Genomic DNA, 18,123 nt, shown 5'->3' with positions numbered 1-18,123 from the left:
CCCATGCAATTTGATCACTACATCGACAACGCCCGCGTCGCGCCGCATACCGGCGCGCGGATCGACGTCGTCGACCCGAGCACCGGCGAACCGTTCGCGACGATCGCGTGCGGCGATGCGACCGACGTGCAGCACGCCGTTTCCGCGGCCCGGCGCGCGATGGGCGACACGCTCGACGGCCCGTGGGCGAAGCTGTCGCCGGTCGAGCGCAGCAACTTGCTGTTCGCGTACGCCGCGGCCGTCACGCAGCATGCGGACGAACTCGCGCAGCTCGAAGCGCGCGACACGGGCAAGGCGCTGAACACCGCGCGTACCGACGCAGCGGTGCTCGCGCGCTACCTCCAGTACTACGCCGGATGCGTCGACAAGCTGCACGGCGACACGCTGCCCTACACCGCCGGGTTCACGGTATTGACGGTGCGCGAACCGATCGGCGTGACCGGCCACATCATTCCGTGGAATTACCCGATGCAGATCTACGGCCGCTCGGTCGGCGCGTCGCTCGCCGCCGGCAATGCGTGCGTGGTCAAGCCCGCGGAGGATGCGAGCCTGTCCATTCTGCGGCTCGCCGAGATCGCGGCCGAGGTCGGCTTTCCGGCCGGCACGGTCAACGTGGTCACGGGCTTGGGCGGCGAAGCCGGCACGGCCCTCTCGGCGCATCCCGGCATTCGTCACATCTCGTTTACCGGATCGACCGGAACGGGCGCGCTGGTCGGCCGCGCGGCGGCCGAGCGTCACTGCCCGGCGGTGCTCGAGCTGGGCGGCAAGTCGCCGCAATTGCTGTTCGACGATGCCGATCTCGACCAGGCGCTGCCCGTCATCGTCAACGCGATCGTGCAGAACGCGGGGCAGACCTGCTCGGCCGGCAGCCGCCTGCTCGTCCAGCGCACCGTCTACGAGCGCGTGCTCGATCGTCTCGCCCAGCAATTTGCGCGGCTGCGTTCGGGGCCGCCGTCGATGAATCTGGAGATGGGGCCGCTCGTCAACGCCAAGCAGCATGCACGGGTCCGCGCCATCGTCGAACGCGCGCAGGCCGACGGCATTCGCGTGGCGGCGCGCGGCACCATCGCGGCCGGCGCATCGGGCACAGGCTACTACCAGGAAGCGGTCCTGTTCCGCGACGTGCCGCCCGACAGCGAACTCGCGCAGGAAGAGGTGTTCGGGCCCGTGCTCGCGGCCATGCCGTTCGACGACGAAGACGCGGCGGTCGCACTCGCGAACGGCACGCAGTACGGCCTCGTCGCGGGTGTCTGGACCCGCGACGGCGCCCGCGCGCTGCGGCTCGCGCGCAAGCTGCAGGCCGGACAGGTCTTCATCAACAACTACGGCGCCGGCGGCGGCGTGGAACTGCCGTTCGGCGGCGTGAAGGCAAGCGGATACGGCCGCGAGAAAGGCTTCGAGGCATTGCTCGGCTTTACCGCGCTGAAGACCATCGCGATCAGGCACGATTGATCGCCACAACGATGCGACGGCCGTTCGGGCCGTCGCCGGAGAATCGCCATGTCTCGACTGACCATCGTGGGCGCCGGCCGGGTCGGCAAGACGCTCGGCAACCTGATCGTCGCGAACCGTGTGGTCGACGTGGGGCAAATCTACGACCGCGACATCGCGTGCGCGCGCACCGCCGTGGAATTCATCGGCGCCGGCCGACCGGTCGATGATCTCGATCGGGTCGAGCCTGCCGACATCTGGCTGCTGTCGGTACCGGACACCCGAATCAGCGAAGTCGCGGATCAGCTCGCACGCCGCTTCGAGCGCGATGCCCGAGCGATCGTCGTGCACTGCAGTGGCGCGTTGGGCGCGGAAGCGCTGGCGCCGTTGCGCGCGATCGGCTGGTCCGCGGCCAGTGCGCATCCGGTGCTGAGTTTTGCAGACCCCGGAACGGCCGTGTTCCAGTTCGAAGGCACGCCGGTCGGAATCGAGGGAGACCCGCAAGCCTGTCGCGTGTGGGGCGAGACGCTCGCGGCCATCGGTGCACGTTGCTTCGAAATCCTGATCGAACGGAAGACGCTCTACCACGGTGCTGCGGTGGTCGCGTCCAACTTTCTGCCCGTGCTCGCGTCGCTGTCGAGCGAACTATGGCGCAGCGCGGGGCTGCCCGAAGCGCTGATGCAGGACATGCTGCGCACGCTCATGCGCAACGCCACCGACAACCTGCTCGCGCTCGGCCCGCGCGACGCGCTCACGGGCCCGGCCGCGCGAGGCGATACGGAGGTCGTGAACGCCCACGTTCGCGCAATCGGCGCGTGGGATCCTGCTGCGCGCGACGCGTATGACGCGCTGTCCATACTCGCCGCGCGCCTCGCGAAAAACGGGAAGGTTCGCGCGTAAAGAGCCGGTCCCGCACATCGCGATTCGGCTGTCGCGGCCGTGGGCTTTCTCCGGCACCCATCATCTGCGCGGGGGCGGTGACGAGCGAGTCGTGCAAGCGCGCCACGCGCCGCCCACCGACTTCAATCAGGCCGTACGCGACACCAGTTCGCCCAGAACCGTGTCCAGCGCGACATGGCCGCGCAAGATTTCGTCAGGACCTCTTTCGAAATCGATCCAGCCTTCGTTGAAGCCGTCCAGCATGCGCATACGAGGAAGCGGATGCTTCATGCCCTGCGCGAGAAACAGCGCTTCCCACGTTCGCCTGTCGACGGCTTCCGCACGCACGTCCCGGCCCAACACGCGAGCGAAGGCCTGCGCGAGATCGTTGGGGCTCACCCGTTGCGGGCCCTCGAGCTCGACGACACGCACGCCGCGCCACGTCTGCTGGAGCAGTCCCGCCGCCACGCGGCCCACGTCCGCGGTGGCGACCATCGGCACGGGCTTGTCGAGCGGCTGCAGATAACTGGCGACGACGCCCTCGTCGCGCGCGGACGCGACATCCCACGCGGCGTTCTCCATGAACCAGCCGGGACGCAGGAACGTCACCGGCATCGGCATCTCGCGCAGCGCGTGCTCCATCAGCGTGCGTTGCGTGAGCAGATTGGACTCGTCGGCCTGCGCGCCGATCGTCGACAGGCAAACGACTCTTTCGGGGCGCGCCTTCAGCAGTGCCGCGGACACGGCCTCGATCACCTTCCGCGCTTCGGGAAAGCCGGGTTCCGGATCGAACTCCGAAGGCGGCAGGATGAACACGCCCGTCGCGCCGGCGAACGCGGCGGCGAGCGACGCAGGGTCTTCCATGAAGGCGGTCGCCATCTCGCACCCGCGCTCCGCCCATGCCCCTGCACGCGTCGTGTCGCGGACGACCGCGCGCACCGACCGACCCGAGGCCAGCAACTCGCGGGCCAGTGCGCCGCCGACCTGACCGGTAATTCCTGTGATTGCATACATTGCTCGTTCTCCATGTGTGAATACGTGGATCGCATTCTGGACAAACGCCGACCAAAACAAAACGACATGGATGGCATCAGATAAGTGACAACGCGTCACCAATTCGGCATGATCGACACCGACGCCCGGCGTGGCTACGCTATGCGGCGTCGGCGTGTCGGCCTTCAGTGGGTCGCGCGCGATCCGCCACCCGTATTCACTCGAACCACCATGAGATCCAGTAGCGAGAAACTGTCCGGCAGCATCAGCGTGTTCGCCGCCGTGGTCGATGCCGGGACGTTCTCGGCTGCCGCCGACGTCATCGGCATGACGCCGCCGGGTGTCAGTCGGGCGATTGCGCGGCTGGAAAGAAAGCTGAACATCCGGCTTTTCAACCGAACGACGCGATCGGTGTCGCTGACGGAAGAGGGTCGCCGCTTTTACGAGCAGGTCATGCCGCATCTCGCCGGGCTGGAGGAAGCCGCGGCGGCGGCCGCGGGCGGCGCCTCCGCGGTGCGCGGCAAGCTGCGAATCAACCTGGATCCGGTCGTCTACCGGGCCATTCTCGGGCCACGGCTCGATGCGTTCATGGACGCGCATCCCGAGCTCGAAATCGAGCTCATCGCGCGAGACAGCCTGGGCGACCTCGTCATGGACGGTTTCGACCTCGCCGTGCGATTCGGCGAGCCGCGCGCATCCAGCCTGATCGCGAGAAAGCTGCTCGATACCGGCGTCGTGACGGTCGCGGCGCCCTCGTACATCGCGCGCCGAGGACGGCCGGCAAAACCCGAGGACCTCGAAAGCCGCAACCATCGCTGCCTTGAATTCCGCAATCCGGAGACAGGCAGGCCGTTCGCGTGGGAATTCCATCGCCGGCGCAAACGCATCGTGGTCGACACCCAGGGACGCCTCACGGTCAACGATCCGGGCGCGCTGCTCAACGCATGCCTCGCCGGTTCCGGTATTGCGCAGATGCTGCTGCTCGGCGCCGAGCCGCTGATCGCCGACGGCCGGTTGATCAATCTCTTTCCCGAATGGGCCGACGAGCGGTATCCGTTATACGCGTACTACCCGTCCCGGCATCACGTGCCGGCCAAGACCCGCGCGTTCCTGGATTTCATGATCGAACTGGCGGGTATTCACGGGGGCGTCGGCGCGCGCTAGTGCCGTTGCGGCGGAGCCCACCGAACCTTGCTTCGGCATTCGCAGCGACGGTCCTCTTCGAGGCCGACGCTCTCGCCGTTGGCGAAGCCATGCCGATCCGTACCGGGGACGCGACCGATTCGCTACCGGTTGTCGGCACGCAATTCCCGCACGCCTCGGCCGAGCCTGCGACGCAACAAGGCCCGCAACGTCGCCGAATCCGCGTAGCCCACCTCGCTCGCGATCGTCTCCAGGTCGTACCCCATCGACACGAGGTTCTGCGCCCGTTCGATGCGGAGATCCTGGAAGAACGCCAAGGGCGACTTCCCGAGTACCGCCTCGGTACGGCGCTGCAACGTGCGCGGTCCGACGGCAAGTGCAGCTGCCGCCGTCTGAAGCGAGAAACCGAGGGAAAGATGCTCGCGGGCCCAGCGCTCGAATCGCGCGATCAATGGATCGGCGTGTGCGAGGTAATCCGGAATGATGTATTCGGCCTGCGACGAACGCTTGTCGATCAGCATGAAGCGGGCCACGAGCGTGGCCAGCTCGGGGCTGGCCTGACGCGGCAGGCGGCCAACTCACCTCTGGAGCAGCTGATGAACGACACTATTGTGCGACACCCTTCCCCCGCGCACCTCGACGCATCGTGGGCACGCGAATTTTCGGAAGCAATTGAAGTCCCTGCAAGCGCAAGAACCATCACGTTGAGTGGGGTAGGTGCACTGCCGTCGAATCTCGACGCAGCACCACACACGGTAAGCTATTTCGGAGATTTGCAAACGCAAACGAAAAGCGTGTTCGAGCAGATTCAGCGGACCCTCGAAGCCAAAGGGTATGCATTGGGCGATGTGACTGCCGTTCTTGCTCTTTTTGTTGCAAAGCCCGCGACGAACGGTGCGCCAGACTACAACGTCTTTTCGAACGTCTATTCCGACTATTTCGGCTCTGCGGCGCAACCGAACCTGCCCACCCGGACTCGTGCCCAGGTAGTGGGCCTTGTCGAGCCCGGCTGGCTTGTCGAAGTGACGGTGACGGCGGCGAGGGTGGTGAATGTCTGATCGCACCACCATCGAACGATCTTTTCACTCATTGCTTCCGCGACATTGCCGTCCATCCAGTCGCGGGAGTCGAAGGGCGGTTTCTGGCCGGATGCAGCCCGGCGCGTTCGGCCGTAGCCGACCGAAGCGTTCAGTCGGACCTCTCGGCAACTGCCGCTCGAACCGGGACCAGCGATCCGTCTGGTTCCGATCCACGGCGCATGCCGTAACGGCTAACGAATCCGATCGCGACGTATCATCGCCGACAGGATATATCCGGCAATGCGTGGGTTCCCCCTGATTCGCCGGGTGCAGCCGCCATACCCGAAAGCGGCCGCTCGTCACGTCGACTTCGCTCTTCGCACCCTTTACGAAGGACACTGGCCAAGGAGTTCGACCAGCCGTGTCTCGCATCCGGAAAACGCGTACCCGCGCCGCTGCGACACCATGAACGTGAGGGGGCGCATGTGCCATGCGCGCCGCTTCAGCTCGACAAGCGTTCCGTTCGCGAGGTCTGCGTCGACCATATAGCGCGGCATGTGCCCCCAGCACAGGCTCCCTTTGAGCAGGTCATGCTTCGCGCCGAGGTCATTCACCCACCACTGGCGTTCGCTGGCGACCCCTTGCTGGGTCTTTTCCGCATCGGGCTGATTGTCGGTGACGACGAGCTGGATGTGCCGGCCGAATTCCTCGCGCGGGATCGGCTTCTCGAGTGCGGCCAACGGATGCGCTGGCCCACATACGGTCACCATTTGTGCATCGAATAAATGATGCCGTTCGATCGTGCCCGGGCTCAGTTCGGGCACGTCCGTGATCGTCACCGCCAATGCGCACGTGCCCTGGAGAACCAGACGCTCGCCGCCCTGCATCGTCGTCATGCGCAGATTGATCGCAACCGTCGGAAACTCCGCCTGCAGCGTGCGCAGGCATTCGATCAGGTGCGTACGCGAAAAATAGGTGTCCACGGCGATCGACACCTGCGGGACGCCGGTTTCGGCAATCGCAACCGCACGCATCTTCATTTCCTCGGTGCGCGAGATCACCCCGCGCGCGTCGGGCAGCAGGCTGCGGCCCGCGGCGGTGAGCGTCGCCTTGCGCGTGTTGCGCTCGAACAGCACCACGTCGAAGGCGCTCTCGAGCGCGCTGATCGCGTGACTGATCGCCGATTGCGCACGCCTCAGCTCCCTCGCCGCGCCGGAAAAACTTCCCTGGTCACACACGGCGACGAACGCCCGAAGTTGATTGATGGTGACGTTGTCCAGCATATATCTATCTAAAAAGTAGATGGTACTTATAGATATTCAGTCAATTGGCTTCATGAATCAAGCGCGCCAGAATCGAGTTTGTCGCTTTTGTTTCGAAGGATGCATGCCATGAACAGACTGAACGGAAAGACCGCCGTGATCACCGGCGGCGCAACCGGCATCGGCCGCGCCGCGGCAAAGCGCTTCATCGAGGAAGGCGCTTTCGTGTTCCTCTTCGGCCGCCGGCAGGCGGCGCTCGACGCGGCAGTGGCCGATCTCGGGCCCCATGCCCGCGCGGTGAAGGGCTCGGTCTCCGATCCGGCCGACCTCGACCGGCTCTACGCGGCGGTGAAGGCCGAACGCGGAACCGTCGACATCGTCTTCGCCAATGCAGGGACCGGAAGCCCGCTTCCGCTCGGCCAGATTACCGCCGAGCACATCGACGACACGTTCGACACCAACGTGAAGGGGACGATCTTCACGGTCCAGAAGGCGCTGCCGCTGATGGGCGCGGGCGGGTCGATCATCCTGACCGGCTCGAGCGCCGGCACCACGGGCGCGCCCGGCTTCACGGCCTACAGCGCGAGCAAGGCCGCGGTGCGCAACCTCGCCCGGACCTGGGCGGAGGACCTGAAGGGCACCGGCATCCGGGTCAACGTGCTGTCGCCCGGCGCGACGGCGACCGAACTCGCCAAGGAAGCGCTGGGCGAAGAAGGCCAGAAGGCGTACGGCGCGCTGACGCCGCTCCAGCGGATGGCCGATCCGGCCGAGATCGGCGCGGTGGCCGCCTTTCTTGCGTCGTCGGACAGCAGCTTCATGACCGCCAGCGAGGTCGCCGTCGACGGCGGCCTGGCACAACTCTGAGGAGAAGCCCCCCATGACCCAATCGCTAAAAGGCAAGACCGCACTCGTTACCGGCGCATCACGCGGCATTGGCCGCGCGATCGCCGAACGTCTCGCGAAGGACGGCGCGACAGTCGCACTGACCTACAACGCCAGCAAATCGGGCGCGGACGAAGCAATCGCGGCCATCGAGAAAGCGGGCGGCACCGCGTTTGCGATCCATGCGGATCTCGTCGACCCGGCGAGCGTCCCGGCCTTGTTCGAAAGACTCGACGACGAACTCACCCAGCGGAACGGCAGCAAAACCCTCGACATTCTGGTCAACAACGCCGGCAATTCCGGCTGGCTCGGCTTCAGGGACACGACGCCGGAAAGTTGGGACACCCTGATGGCGGTCTACGCCCGCGCGCCCTTCTTCATCATTCAGGCCGCGCTGGATCGCCTCGCCGATGGCGCGCGCATCGTCAACATTTCTTCCGCTGCCGCCACGAAGCCCGTCACGGCCGCGCCCGTCTACTCGATGGCGAAAGCGGCGATCAACACGCTGACCCAGACGCTTGCCATCGAGCTGGGGCCGCGCGGCATCACCGCGAACGCGGTCGCGCCGGGCTTCACGCGAACGGATGCGAACGCCGCCTTTCGCGAGAATCCCGAACTGGTCAAGGCAGCCGAGGCGCAAATCGCGCTGGGCCGCTTTGGCGAGCCCTCGGAAATCGCGGCCGTCGTCGCGTTTCTGGCGTCCGATGACGGTCACTGGGTGACCGGCCAGACGATCGAGGCGAGCGGCGGTTACAAGCTCTGAGCACACCCGATAAACGAAGGAGAAACCCATGCGTTACGCCATCATCGGCTTCGGCAAGATCGGCCACGCGCTTGCCAACGCGTTCGCCCGCAACGGCATCGAAGCCGCCGTTGCAACCACGCGCGATCCGGCAAGCTTCGCGGCCGATGCGGCCGCGATCGGGCCGACGATCGTTCCCACCACCCTGGCGGAAGCCGTCAAGGCGGACATCATCTTTCTGGCGGTTCGTTTCGAGTCGCACCCGGCGGTCGCCAACGCGCTGGCCGACTGGAGCGGCAAGACCGTCATCGACGCGATGAACACGCAGGCCCCGCTCGACGAACTGGGCGGTCTCCCGTCGTCGGCCTTCGCCGCGAACGCGTTCACCGGCGCCAGGGTGGTGAAAGGCTTCAACCATCTGGGCGCTAGCGTTCTTGGCCAGGACCCGGCCGTCCGCGGCGGCAGAAGAGTCGTGTTTCTGGCGAGCGACGACGACGAGGCCGCAGCGGAAGTCGGTGCGCTTGCGGAAGCACTCGGCTTCGCGCCGATCCAGCTTGGGCGGCTGTCGGAAGGCGGATGGCTGGTGCACGCGCGCGGAAAAAACTGGGGACGCCTGATCTTCAAGGACCTGATCAAGTTTGACTGATCGAGATCGATGTCCCGGTATTTCGCCGAGTCGAATGGTCGGTGCCGAGTGCCGACCTACCCCGCGTGCAACACGGCGGGATCGATCTCGCGATCGGTCAGCCCGAATCGCGCCATGCGAGCGCGATGGTCCGGCGAGCCGAGATACGAGCGAAGTTGCCGATTGACCGCGTTGAGAAGATCCCCGTTTTCCCGGCTGAATGAAAATGCGCCCAGCGGAGGCATCCGCTGGCTGCCGTTGACATCCGACTCGTGCGCGACGGCCTCGATCATCGCGCTGCCTATCCGGCCCGCGACGATTCGATTGCCCAACGCGGTGCTCGCATAGGCGTCGATCACGCCGGAGAAAACGGCCGCGATCGCTTCGGCCTGCTGTTCGAAGGCGACGATTTGCCGCCGACGCACGCCCGCCGCCATCGCGGAATCATGCTGGACCTGTCCGGCGATGATGCCGAGGCGCGCATCGGGACGTTCGGCGATCGACGCATAACTCCTGAGCGCCTTCGGGTTTCCGGGCCGAACCAGAAAACCGTCCTCGATCCCCCACACCGGCACGCTGAACGCGACGGTATGGGCCCGCTGCGGTGTCACGAAGAGCGGCACGTTCATGTCCCAGTGACCGGCTGCAACGCCCGGCAGCAATTCGCTGAACGTCGTCGGGCAATACTCGATCCGGGTGACGCCTATCTGCCGGAGGATCGTCGCCGCGAGTTCGAGATCGGCGCCGGTCGCGGTGCCGTCCGCTTCGGTCCAGCCGAACGGCGGTTCCTCGATGTACGCAATGGATAACTTCATCGCTGTGTCTCGCAAGCCGAAGAGTCGATCAGGAATTCATCAGCTTACCGTGGGAAGTCGAGGTCCACTACGAGTGGAAAAAATTAATGCGGATGTAAGCCGGTTGACGACATTATTTTGGCGCGACCGTCGATGAAGTCGCCAACCTGGGCATCGGAGGCCACGCACGACATGCGTTGCGGAGCGACAGAATAAATTGGCTCCACGCTATTCGACGTTATCCGCCACGTCCGTCATCCGGATCATGTGCGGCTTGATGCCGTCGTCTTCGGCGGTCGCGGCCTCCTTCGGATGAATCAGCGCTTCGAGCCGCGCCTTCGTCGCGACGAACTCGGGCGTATTGACCTGCGAATAATCGCGCGGCCGCGGCACCGGCACCTCGATCAGCTCCTGCACCCCGCCCGGATTCGCCTTCAGCACCAGGATCCGGTCGGCCAGAAAAATTGCCTCGTCGAGGTCGTGCGTGATGAACAGGATCGTCACGTCGATGTTGCGCCAGATGTCGAGCAGGTGCGTCTGCATCCTCGCCCGCGTCTGCGCGTCGAGCGCGCCGAACGGTTCGTCCATCAGCAGGATGCGCGGACGGTTCGCGAGCGCGCGGGCAATCGCCACGCGCTGCTTCATGCCGCCCGACAGCTGATGCGGATACACGTCGGCGAAACGCGTGAGCCCGACGAGATCGAGCCACTGCAGCGCCTCGCGCTCGGCCACGCCGCTGCTGCTGCCGTTCATGCGCAGACCGAACATCACGTTCTTCTTCACCGTGAGCCATGGAAACAGCGTATAGCCCTGGAACACCATTCCGCGATCGGCGCCCGGCCCGTCGACCGGCTTGCCGTCCAGCAGCACGTCGCCGCTCGTCTGCGCGTCGAGCCCGGCGAGAATCCGGATCAACGTCGACTTGCCGCAGCCGGACGGGCCGATCACGCACACGAACTCGCGCCGGTGCGTGCGGAAGCTGATGTCGTCGAGCGCGACGCACTCGCCCTGCGGCGTCGTGAAACGCTTGCCGACGTGTCGCACGTCGAGTATCACGTCGCGGGCCTTCAGTCGCGCGAAGCGCTCGCGCACCGCGTCGGATTGGATCAGGTAATCGGGGACGGCTTGCGGGTTCTGCATGATGCCCTCTGCGGAAATCGGTCGATGGGGATGGGCGGGCGGCGCTCACGCTTTCAGCGTGCGGTCCCACGGAAAGAGCCGGCGGCCGAGCAGCGCGAGCACGATGTCGGTGCCCAGGCCGATGATCCCGATCATCAGGATCGCCGCATACACGTTGTCGAAATGCTGGTAGCGCGCCTGCTGGCTGATGTACCACGTGATGCCGGAACTCGTGCCGACCAGCTCGGCGACGATCAGGTAGGTCCACGCCCAGCCGAGCAGGATCCGCTGATCGCGATACAGGTCCGGCAGCACGCCCGGAATCACGACGTGCGTGAGCAGCTTCAGCTTCTTCGTGCCGAGCGTCATCGCGGCCTCGAACAGCCCGTATTCGAGCTTGCGCGTGGTGTTCGCGACGATCAGCACCTGCTGGAACAGCGTGCCGATCACGATGATCGCGATCTTCGGCGCGTCGTAGATGCCGAGAATCGCGACCATCAGCGCGCCGAACGCCGGCGCCGGCAGGTAGCGGAAGAACTCCAGGAACGGCTCCTGCAGCCGCGCGAGCGCACTGAAGGTGCCGCAGACGATGCCGAGCGGCACGCCGATCGCGGACGAAATCACGAAACCCCAGAAGATGATGCGGATGCTGTGCCACAGGCTTTCGTGCAGCCACACGCCGTCGCGCGACGCGGGCGGCGTCGTGAACGCCGTGTAGAACGCGCGCAATACCTGGTGCGGCGCCGGCAGGTAGACCGGATTCGCGCGCTCGCCCTCGGGCACCGCCGCGTGCGTCGCGCGCGCATGCGCGAGCTCGTCGTCGAACACGTCGCGGTCGATCTGCATGCCGGTCTGGAAATAGTCGACGCTGCCCGGATTCGTGATGCGCATCTGCGGATGCCAGACGAACGGAACATAGCTGATCAGGCACCAGACGGCGAACGGCAGCAGGAACGACGCCAGCCCGAGCGTCCATTTGCCGCGCGTCGTCAGCTCGCGGCGCACCGCGAGCCAGCCGGTCGTGTTGCGGGTCGTTGTCATCGGAATCTCCGTATCGTTTCGGGTGCCGGTCGCGCGCATGCCGCGGCATCGCGCGACCGGGCGTTCATTGCAGTGCGCCGCCGGCGGCCTGCGCGCGGTAAGCGCGCCAGCCGCCGAAGCGCGTGATGTCCTGCGCATCGTCGAGCGCCACGCTCTCGCACAGGAAGCCCTGCACGCGCGAACCGTCGGCGAGCGTCAGCGTGCCGATGCCGAGCGGCGCCGCGATGCCGGCGACGAAGCTGCCGTACGCGTCGACCGGCATCTCCCAGACCTCGACCGCGATCGGCGCGCCGCCATCCGGCACGCGCACGAGGCCCGGTTTCGCGACGCCGCCGCTTGCGTCGGCGGACAGTGCATAGAGGCGATAGGCCGGCGCGGTCGTGGTCGCGGTGACGAAGCGCGCGCCACGCTGCGTGAGCTGCCCGTTCAACGGTTCGCCGCGAAGATGCGCGCCGACGACGGCCACCCGCACGACACCCGCGGCGGCTGCCCGCGCCGCCAACGCGGCCGCGGGCGGCCGAACGTCGTCGATGGCGGCCGCGCCGTCGCCCCACGCGTGCGCGAGATCGAGCAGCCGCGCATCGTCGTGCGCGCGGCCGACGAACGTGATCCCGAACGGCAAGCCCGCATGCGGCCCGGTTGCGCACGTGCCCGCCGGCACCGCGATCGCCGACAGGTCGAGCAGGTTCACGAAGTTCGTGTAGTAGCCGAAGCGCGAATTGATCGCGATCGGATCGGCTTCGAGCGCGTCGACGGTCGCGGTCGTCGCCGAGGTCGGCATCACGATCGCGTCGAGGCTATCCCACGCGCGGGCCGCGTCGACGCGCAGCGCCGCAAGCCGGTCGAATGCGGCGAACGCGTCGGCGGCGCTGAAGCGCGACGCGCCGCCGACGATTTCGCGAATCACCGGATGCAGCGCATCGGGCTCGCGCGCGGCGAATGCGCCGATCGCGGCGAGCCGCTCGGCGACCCACGGGCCGTCGTACAACAACCGCGCGGCGGCCAGGAACGGTTCGAAGTCGATCTCGACGACCCGCGCGCCGGTCGCGCGCAGCCGTTCGAGCGCCGCACCCCACGCCGCGCGGTACGACTCGTCGCCGAAGAATTCGAGCTGATCGGCACGCGGCGTGCCAAAGCGCAATTGCGCGAACGGCCGCGCCGGGTCCGCGCGCAACCCGTCCGCACCCAACAGCGGCTGCCACGCGCGCCCGTACGGATCGCCGTCCGTCACGCCGTGCGCGGCGGCGAACACGGTGCGCGCGTCGTCCGCCGAGCGTGCAAACACCGACACGCAATCGAGCGACCGGCACGCCGGCACCACGCCGAGCGTGCTCAGCACGCCGCGCGTCGGCTTGAGCCCGACGAGCCCGTGGAAGGCGGCCGGCACGCGCCCGGAGCCCGCCGTGTCGGTGCCGAGCGAGAACGTCGCGACGCCGAGCGCGACGGCCACCGCCGATCCGGAACTCGACCCGCCCGACGCGTAGCGCGGGTCGAGCGCATTGCGGCACGCGCCGTAAGGCGAGCGCTGCCCCGAGAGCCCGGTCGCGAACTGGTCGAGATTGGTCTTGCCGACGGGAATCGCGCCGGCCGCGATCAGCCGCTCGACCACGGGCGCGCTGCGTGCCGGCGTGTACGCGTAGGCCGGGCAGCCGGCCGTCGTCGGTATGCCGGCGACGTCGATGTTGTCCTTGATCGCGAACGGCACGCCATACAGCGGCAACGACGCGATGTCGCGCCCGGCCAGCGCGTCGGCGTACGCCATCATCTCGTCGCGCGTCAGCGGCCGGATCCACGCATGGTGCGGGTCGCCCGCGTCGAAATGCGCGGCGATCGCATCGACGAGCGCATGCGGCGTCAGGCCGCCCGCCGCGTAGCGCGCGCGCAGTGCGGCAATCGAGTGAAGCCCGGGCAGGATCGAGCGTTCCGTCGTGCTCATGCGACCTCCTCGGCGGCGCCCGCCTTCATCACCATCAGCCGCTGGCCGGCCACCACCGCCGCGCCCGGCGCGCAATCGATCGTCTCGATCGTGCCGTCTTCCGTTGCCGTCACCGCCACCTCCATCTTCATCGATTCGACGATCGCGACGACCTGCCCTTCGGTCACGCGCTCGCCGGCTTCCACCAACACCTTCCATACGCTGCCCGACACGTCCGCGGCGATCGCGCGCTGCGTGTCGTCGAGCGCGCCCGCTACGCGGTCCGCCTGCGCGTCGCCCGGCTCTGTATCGCCGACGTATTCCGCATGGCCTGCCGCGCGCCAGCGCTCACGTTCCGCGTCGAATGCGGCCTGCTGCGTCGCCTTGAACGCGGCGATCGACTCCGCCTCGTCGTGCAGGAAGCGGTTGTAGGCGCGCAGATCGAACACGGATTCCTCGATCTTCAGCGTCGCGCGGCCCGCGATGAAATCCGCGCGCAACGCGGTCAGTTCGGCCTCGCTGACTTCGTAGAAACGGATCTCGTCGAAGAAGCGCAGCAGCCACGGCTTGCCGGCCTCGAATTCGCGCGTGGTGCGGTGGCGATTCCACATCTGCACGGTACGGCCGACGAACTGATAGCCGCCCGGCCCTTCCATCCCGTACACGCACAGATACGCGCCGCCGATGCCGACCGCGTTCTCCGGCGTCCAGGTGCGCGCGGGGTTGTATTTCGTCGTCACGAGCCGGTGCCGCGGATCGAGCGGCGTCGCGACGGGCGCACCGAGGTAGACGTCGCCGAGGCCCATCACCAGATAGCGCGCGTCGAACACGATGCGCTTCACGTCGTCGATGCTCGCCAGGCCGTTGATGCGCCGGATGAACTCGATATTGCTCGGGCACCACGGCGCATCGGGTCGCACCGACTGCATGTAGCGCTCGATCGCGACGCGCGTCGACGGGTCGTCCCACGACAGCGGCAGATGCACGATGCGGTTCGGCACGCGCAGGTCGGCCACGTCGGCGAGTTCGCGCTCGGCGGCCTGCAGATGCGCGAGCAGCGCGTCGAGCGGCAGCGTCCGTGCATCGAACTGCACCTGCAGCGAGCGGATGCCCGGCGTCAGGTCGAGCATGCCGGGCAGGCGATGCGCGTCGAGCCAGCCCATCAGCGCATGCACGCGAAAGCGCAGGTTCAGGTCGAGCACCAGCGGCCCGTATTCGACGAGCACGTTGCGGTCGCCCGAGCGCCGGTAGACGACGCCGATGCCGCCGCCGGCCGACGGGTCGCGATGCAGCACGCAATCGTCGGGGGCCGCAGCGGCAACGTCACGCGTCGCATCCACGATCGCAGCAGTCGATACCCCGGCCGACGCGCCCGCGCGCACGAACTGCACGGTATCGCCCGGCCGCAGCTGCCCGAGCTTCCACAGCTCGTCGCGCACGACCGTCACCGGACACACGAAGCCGCCGAGGCTCGGCCCGTCCGGGCCAAGAATCACCGGCATGTCGCCGGTGAAATCGACGGCGCCGATCGCATACGCGTTGTCGTGGATGTTGGACGGATGCAGCCCCGCCTCGCCGCCGTCCGCACGCGCCCATTGCGGCTTCGGGCCGATCAGCCGCACGCCGGTGCGGCTGGAGTTGTAATGGACGGTCCACTGCGTGCCGTACAGCATCGCGATGTCGTCCGGCGTGAAGAAATCCGGTGCGCCATGCGGACCGTCGAGCACGCCGAGCGTCCACGCATGCGTCAGCGCGGGAACGTCGGCGGCGGCCAGCGTCGCACCGGCGTCGCCGCGCCCGGCGTCCGCGTGCAGATGCAGCACGTCGCCCTTGCGCAGCGCGCGGCCCGCATGGCCGCCGAACTGGCCGAGCGTGAAGGTCGCCTTGCTGCCGAGATAGTCCGGCACCTGCAGCCCGCCCTTGACGGCGAGACACGCACGTACGCCCGCGCCCGTCACGCCGCCCAGCTTGAGCACCGCGCCCGCGCGTGCGCGCACGACCTGCCAGAACGGCACCGCTTCCCCGTCGAGCGTGGCCGCGAGCGGAGCGCCGCCGAGCACGAACAGCGTCGCGGTATTGAAGCGCAGCGTCGCGCCGACCATCGTGAATTCCAGCCCCGCCGCGTCGCGCGCGTTGCCGAGCAGCGCGTTAGCGAGGTCGAACGCGCGATCGTCCATCGGCCCCGACGGCGGCACGCCGACGCTCCAGTAGCCGACCCGCCCGGGCGCCTGCTGCACGGTGGTCTGCACGCCGCCGTCGAGCACGTCGATCGTGTGCGGCGCGAACGCGAAACGTGACAGGAATGCGGTCGTCGGCGCGCCGCGCGCGAACGTGTCGGAACCGACGACGGCACGCAGGTAGTCGAGGTTGGTCTCGATCCCGTACAGCCCGGTCTGGTCGAGCGCGGCGCGCAGCGCGGCCAGCGCGTCGCGCCGCGTGTCGCCGCGCACGATCAGCTTCGCGAGCAGCGGATCGTAATGCGCGCTGATCTCCGTGCCCGCGTCGATCCAGCCGTCGACCCGCACGTTGTCGGGAAACGCGACGTGCGTGAGCAGCCCGGCGCTCGGCTGGAACTGCTTGTTCGGATCCTCCGCATAGAGCCGCACCTGGATGCTTGCTCCACTCGACGCAACGGCGAGCGTGTCGAGCGGCGGCAGGTCGCCTTCGGCCTGCAGGATCATCCATTCCACGAGATCGATGCCCGTCACGGCTTCGGTCACGCAATGCTCGACCTGCAGCCGCGTGTTCACTTCGAGGAAATAGAACTGCCGCGTGCTCGCGTCGAACACGAATTCGACGGTACCGGCCGATGCGTAGCCCACCGCGCGCGCGAGCCGCACCGCGCTCGCGTGCAGCGCGTCGCGTTCGGCGTCGGACAGGTCGGGCGCGGGCGTTTCCTCGATCACCTTCTGGTTGCGGCGCTGCACCGAGCAATCGCGTTCGCCGAGCGCGATCGCGCCGCCGCGGCCGTCGCCGAAGATCTGCACCTCGATGTGTCGCGCGTGTTCGACGAACTTCTCGAGATAGACGCCCGCATGCGCGAAATTCGCGGCGCCGAGCCGCACGACGGATTCGAACGCCGCGCCGAGCTGCGCGGCATCGCGGCACAGCGACATGCCGATGCCGCCGCCGCCCGCGGTGCTTTTCAGCATCACCGGATAGCCGATCGCATCGGCTTCGGCGAGCGCCGTCGCGACGTCGTCGAGCAGCCCGGTGCCGGGCAGCAGCGCGACGCCGTGCGCGGCCGCGAGTTCACGCGCCGTGTGCTTGAGGCCGAACGCGCGCATGTGCTCGCCGCGCGGCCCGATGAAGCGCAGGCCCGCCGCTTCGCACGCATCGGCAAAGCCCGCGTGCTCGGACAGGAAGCCGTAGCCGGGATGCACGGCCTGCGCACCGGTCTCGCGCGCGGCGGCGAGGATCGCCGCGACGTTCAGATAGCTGTCTGCCGCCGGTGCGGGCCCGACCCGCACCGCTTCGTCGGCGAGCGCCACGTGGCGCGCGTCGCGATCGGCGTCCGAATAGATCGCGACCGATGCGATGCCGAGGCGCTTCAGCGTGCGGATCACGCGGCACGCAATTTCGCCGCGATTCGCGACGAGGACTTTGGCGAATCTCATTCCGCCTCCCAGACCATCAGGCGCACGGGCGTCGGGTTGTAGCCGTTGCACGGATTGTTGAGTTGCGGGCAGTTGGAGATCAGCACCGTGACGTCCATCTCCGCACGCATCTCGACGTACTTGCCGGGCGCGGAGATGCCGTCCTCGAACGTGAGCCCGCCGAGCGGCGTGACGGGCACGTTCATGAAGAAGTTGACGTTGCCGACCAGGTCGCGCTTGGTCAGCCGCGCGCCGGCGCCGCACGTGCAGTGCGCGATCGCGTTGAGGAAGCTGTCGCGGCAGTTGTGCATGTAACGCTTGTCGAGCGCATAGCGCACCGTGTTGCTCTCGGCCGCGCACGCGCCGCCGAGCGTGTCGTGACGGCCGCACGTGTCGGCGACGATCGTCGCCATCGGGTTGCCGCGGCTCGACACGAGCACGCTGCCCGCGCTCAGGTACAGGTTGCGCTGCGCGCGGATCGTGTCCTGCGCGCTGTAGCGTTCCTCGGGATCGTCGGTGCGGTAGAACAGCGTGTCGACGGCCTGGTTGCCTTCGAGGTCGAGAATGCGGAAGGTCTGCCCGCGCTTCAGGTCGTGCAGCCACGGGTCGCCGGCCTTCAGCGTGATGTCGTGGATCGCGTCGCGCGGGTCGAGTCGGCTTTCGATGATCGGCATGGTGTCGC

15 protein-coding genes and 1 pseudogene are annotated in these 18,123 nt (G+C 67.5%); 7 read left to right on the top strand and 9 right to left on the bottom strand.

Translation table 11 applies throughout. From position 1 onward, the window contains the following. Positions 1-3: 3 nt before the first annotated feature. Positions 4-1,452, top strand: coding sequence for an aldehyde dehydrogenase family protein (locus HWX14_RS24360; RefSeq protein WP_175884916.1), 1,449 nt, complete (start codon positions 4-6; stop codon positions 1,450-1,452). A gap of 48 nt (positions 1,453-1,500) precedes the next feature. Further along, positions 1,501-2,331: a Rossmann-like and DUF2520 domain-containing protein gene (locus tag HWX14_RS24355; protein ID WP_175884915.1), complete on the top strand. Its 831-nt coding sequence runs from the start codon at positions 1,501-1,503 to the stop codon at positions 2,329-2,331. Positions 2,332-2,457: 126 nt separating this feature from the next. Here the strand turns inward: HWX14_RS24355 and HWX14_RS24350 are convergent, their stop codons facing one another. Next, positions 2,458-3,324, bottom strand: a complete 867-nt coding sequence (locus HWX14_RS24350) for an NmrA family NAD(P)-binding protein (protein WP_175885563.1) — start codon at positions 3,322-3,324, stop codon at positions 2,458-2,460. A gap of 210 nt (positions 3,325-3,534) precedes the next feature. Between HWX14_RS24350 and HWX14_RS24345 the strand changes: the two genes are divergently transcribed. Continuing rightward, complete coding sequence (locus tag HWX14_RS24345; RefSeq protein ID WP_175885562.1) at positions 3,535-4,467, top strand: LysR family transcriptional regulator; 933 nt, start codon at positions 3,535-3,537, stop codon at positions 4,465-4,467. 122 nt (positions 4,468-4,589) lie between these two features. Here HWX14_RS24345 and HWX14_RS24340 read toward each other — a convergent pair. Then, positions 4,590-5,009: pseudogene (locus HWX14_RS24340) on the bottom strand (helix-turn-helix domain-containing protein); the annotation flags it as partial. A gap of 33 nt (positions 5,010-5,042) precedes the next feature. Here HWX14_RS24340 and HWX14_RS24335 point away from each other — a divergent pair. Continuing rightward, positions 5,043-5,504 (top strand): Rid family hydrolase, encoded by a 462-nt coding sequence (locus HWX14_RS24335; RefSeq protein ID WP_175884914.1) that lies wholly within the window; start codon positions 5,043-5,045, stop codon positions 5,502-5,504. Between the two features lie 347 nt (positions 5,505-5,851). Here HWX14_RS24335 and HWX14_RS24330 read toward each other — a convergent pair whose 3' ends face one another. Continuing rightward, on the bottom strand, positions 5,852-6,748 hold the full coding sequence (locus HWX14_RS24330) for a LysR family transcriptional regulator (protein ID WP_175884913.1): 897 nt from the start codon (positions 6,746-6,748) through the stop codon (positions 5,852-5,854). Positions 6,749-6,856: 108 nt separating this feature from the next. On the opposite strand from HWX14_RS24330, the gene HWX14_RS24325 reads away from it, so the two are divergent. From HWX14_RS24325 to HWX14_RS24315, 3 genes are read left to right on the top strand one after another with little or no spacing between them, the layout of a single operon-like run. Continuing rightward, complete coding sequence (locus tag HWX14_RS24325; protein ID WP_175884912.1) at positions 6,857-7,591, top strand: SDR family oxidoreductase; 735 nt, start codon at positions 6,857-6,859, stop codon at positions 7,589-7,591. A gap of 13 nt (positions 7,592-7,604) precedes the next feature. Further along, positions 7,605-8,372 carry an SDR family oxidoreductase gene (locus HWX14_RS24320; RefSeq protein WP_175884911.1) on the top strand — a complete coding sequence of 256 codons (768 nt, stop codon included), beginning with the start codon at positions 7,605-7,607 and terminating at the stop codon, positions 8,370-8,372. Positions 8,373-8,400: 28 nt separating this feature from the next. Further along, on the top strand, positions 8,401-8,997 hold the full coding sequence (locus HWX14_RS24315) for an NADPH-dependent F420 reductase (RefSeq protein WP_175884910.1): 597 nt from the start codon (positions 8,401-8,403) through the stop codon (positions 8,995-8,997). A gap of 56 nt (positions 8,998-9,053) precedes the next feature. On the opposite strand, the gene HWX14_RS24310 is transcribed toward HWX14_RS24315, so the two are convergent. The 6 genes from HWX14_RS24310 to HWX14_RS24285 form a co-directional block, all read right to left on the bottom strand. After that, a complete protein-coding gene (locus tag HWX14_RS24310; RefSeq protein WP_175885561.1) occupies positions 9,054-9,791 on the bottom strand; it encodes a transporter substrate-binding domain-containing protein in 738 nt (245 codons plus the stop codon). A gap of 207 nt (positions 9,792-9,998) precedes the next feature. Continuing rightward, the gene (locus HWX14_RS24305; protein WP_011694942.1) at positions 9,999-10,910 is read right to left on the bottom strand and encodes an ABC transporter ATP-binding protein; all 912 of its coding nucleotides are present in this window, start codon (positions 10,908-10,910) and stop codon (positions 9,999-10,001) included. A gap of 45 nt (positions 10,911-10,955) precedes the next feature. Next, positions 10,956-11,930: an ABC transporter permease gene (locus tag HWX14_RS24300; protein WP_175884909.1), complete on the bottom strand. Its 975-nt coding sequence runs from the start codon at positions 11,928-11,930 to the stop codon at positions 10,956-10,958. Positions 11,931-11,994: 64 nt separating this feature from the next. Further along, entirely contained in the window at positions 11,995-13,866 is a 1,872-nt protein-coding gene (gene atzF / locus HWX14_RS24295) for an allophanate hydrolase (RefSeq protein WP_175884908.1), read from the bottom strand. Next, positions 13,863-17,462, bottom strand: coding sequence for an urea carboxylase (gene uca / locus HWX14_RS24290; RefSeq protein WP_175884907.1), 3,600 nt, complete (start codon positions 17,460-17,462; stop codon positions 13,863-13,865). Before uca ends, atzF begins: the two co-directional genes overlap by 4 nt. Continuing rightward, positions 17,459-18,115: an urea amidolyase associated protein UAAP2 gene (locus HWX14_RS24285; RefSeq protein ID WP_175884906.1), complete on the bottom strand. Its 657-nt coding sequence runs from the start codon at positions 18,113-18,115 to the stop codon at positions 17,459-17,461. Before HWX14_RS24285 ends, uca begins: the two co-directional genes overlap by 4 nt. Between the last annotated feature and the right edge of the window lie 8 nt (positions 18,116-18,123).

This window comes from Burkholderia sp. BCC0044, from assembly GCF_902832955.1.
Lineage (GTDB): Bacteria > Pseudomonadota > Gammaproteobacteria > Burkholderiales > Burkholderiaceae > Burkholderia.
Note: the sequence above shows the minus strand (reverse complement) of the source record. Positions and strands in the feature narration are given on the sequence as shown.

Coding starts and splice junctions, on each gene's coding strand:
- HWX14_RS24345 (WP_175885562.1), top strand. CDS start 3,535: ATGAGATCCAGTAGCGAGAAACTGTCCGGCAGCATCAGCGTGTTCGCC.
- HWX14_RS24355 (WP_175884915.1), top strand. CDS start 1,501: ATGTCTCGACTGACCATCGTGGGCGCCGGCCGGGTCGGCAAGACGCTC.
- HWX14_RS24305 (WP_011694942.1), bottom strand. CDS start 10,910: ATGCAGAACCCGCAAGCCGTCCCCGATTACCTGATCCAATCCGACGCG.
- HWX14_RS24315 (WP_175884910.1), top strand. CDS start 8,401: ATGCGTTACGCCATCATCGGCTTCGGCAAGATCGGCCACGCGCTTGCC.
- HWX14_RS24300 (WP_175884909.1), bottom strand. CDS start 11,930: ATGACAACGACCCGCAACACGACCGGCTGGCTCGCGGTGCGCCGCGAG.
- uca (WP_175884907.1), bottom strand. CDS start 17,462: ATGAGATTCGCCAAAGTCCTCGTCGCGAATCGCGGCGAAATTGCGTGC.
- HWX14_RS24350 (WP_175885563.1), bottom strand. CDS start 3,324: ATGTATGCAATCACAGGAATTACCGGTCAGGTCGGCGGCGCACTGGCC.
- HWX14_RS24360 (WP_175884916.1), top strand. CDS start 4: ATGCAATTTGATCACTACATCGACAACGCCCGCGTCGCGCCGCATACC.
- HWX14_RS24335 (WP_175884914.1), top strand. CDS start 5,043: ATGAACGACACTATTGTGCGACACCCTTCCCCCGCGCACCTCGACGCA.
- atzF (WP_175884908.1), bottom strand. CDS start 13,866: ATGAGCACGACGGAACGCTCGATCCTGCCCGGGCTTCACTCGATTGCC.
- HWX14_RS24330 (WP_175884913.1), bottom strand. CDS start 6,748: ATGCTGGACAACGTCACCATCAATCAACTTCGGGCGTTCGTCGCCGTG.
- HWX14_RS24310 (WP_175885561.1), bottom strand. CDS start 9,791: ATGAAGTTATCCATTGCGTACATCGAGGAACCGCCGTTCGGCTGGACC.
- HWX14_RS24285 (WP_175884906.1), bottom strand. CDS start 18,115: ATGCCGATCATCGAAAGCCGACTCGACCCGCGCGACGCGATCCACGAC.
- HWX14_RS24325 (WP_175884912.1), top strand. CDS start 6,857: ATGAACAGACTGAACGGAAAGACCGCCGTGATCACCGGCGGCGCAACC.
- HWX14_RS24320 (WP_175884911.1), top strand. CDS start 7,605: ATGACCCAATCGCTAAAAGGCAAGACCGCACTCGTTACCGGCGCATCA.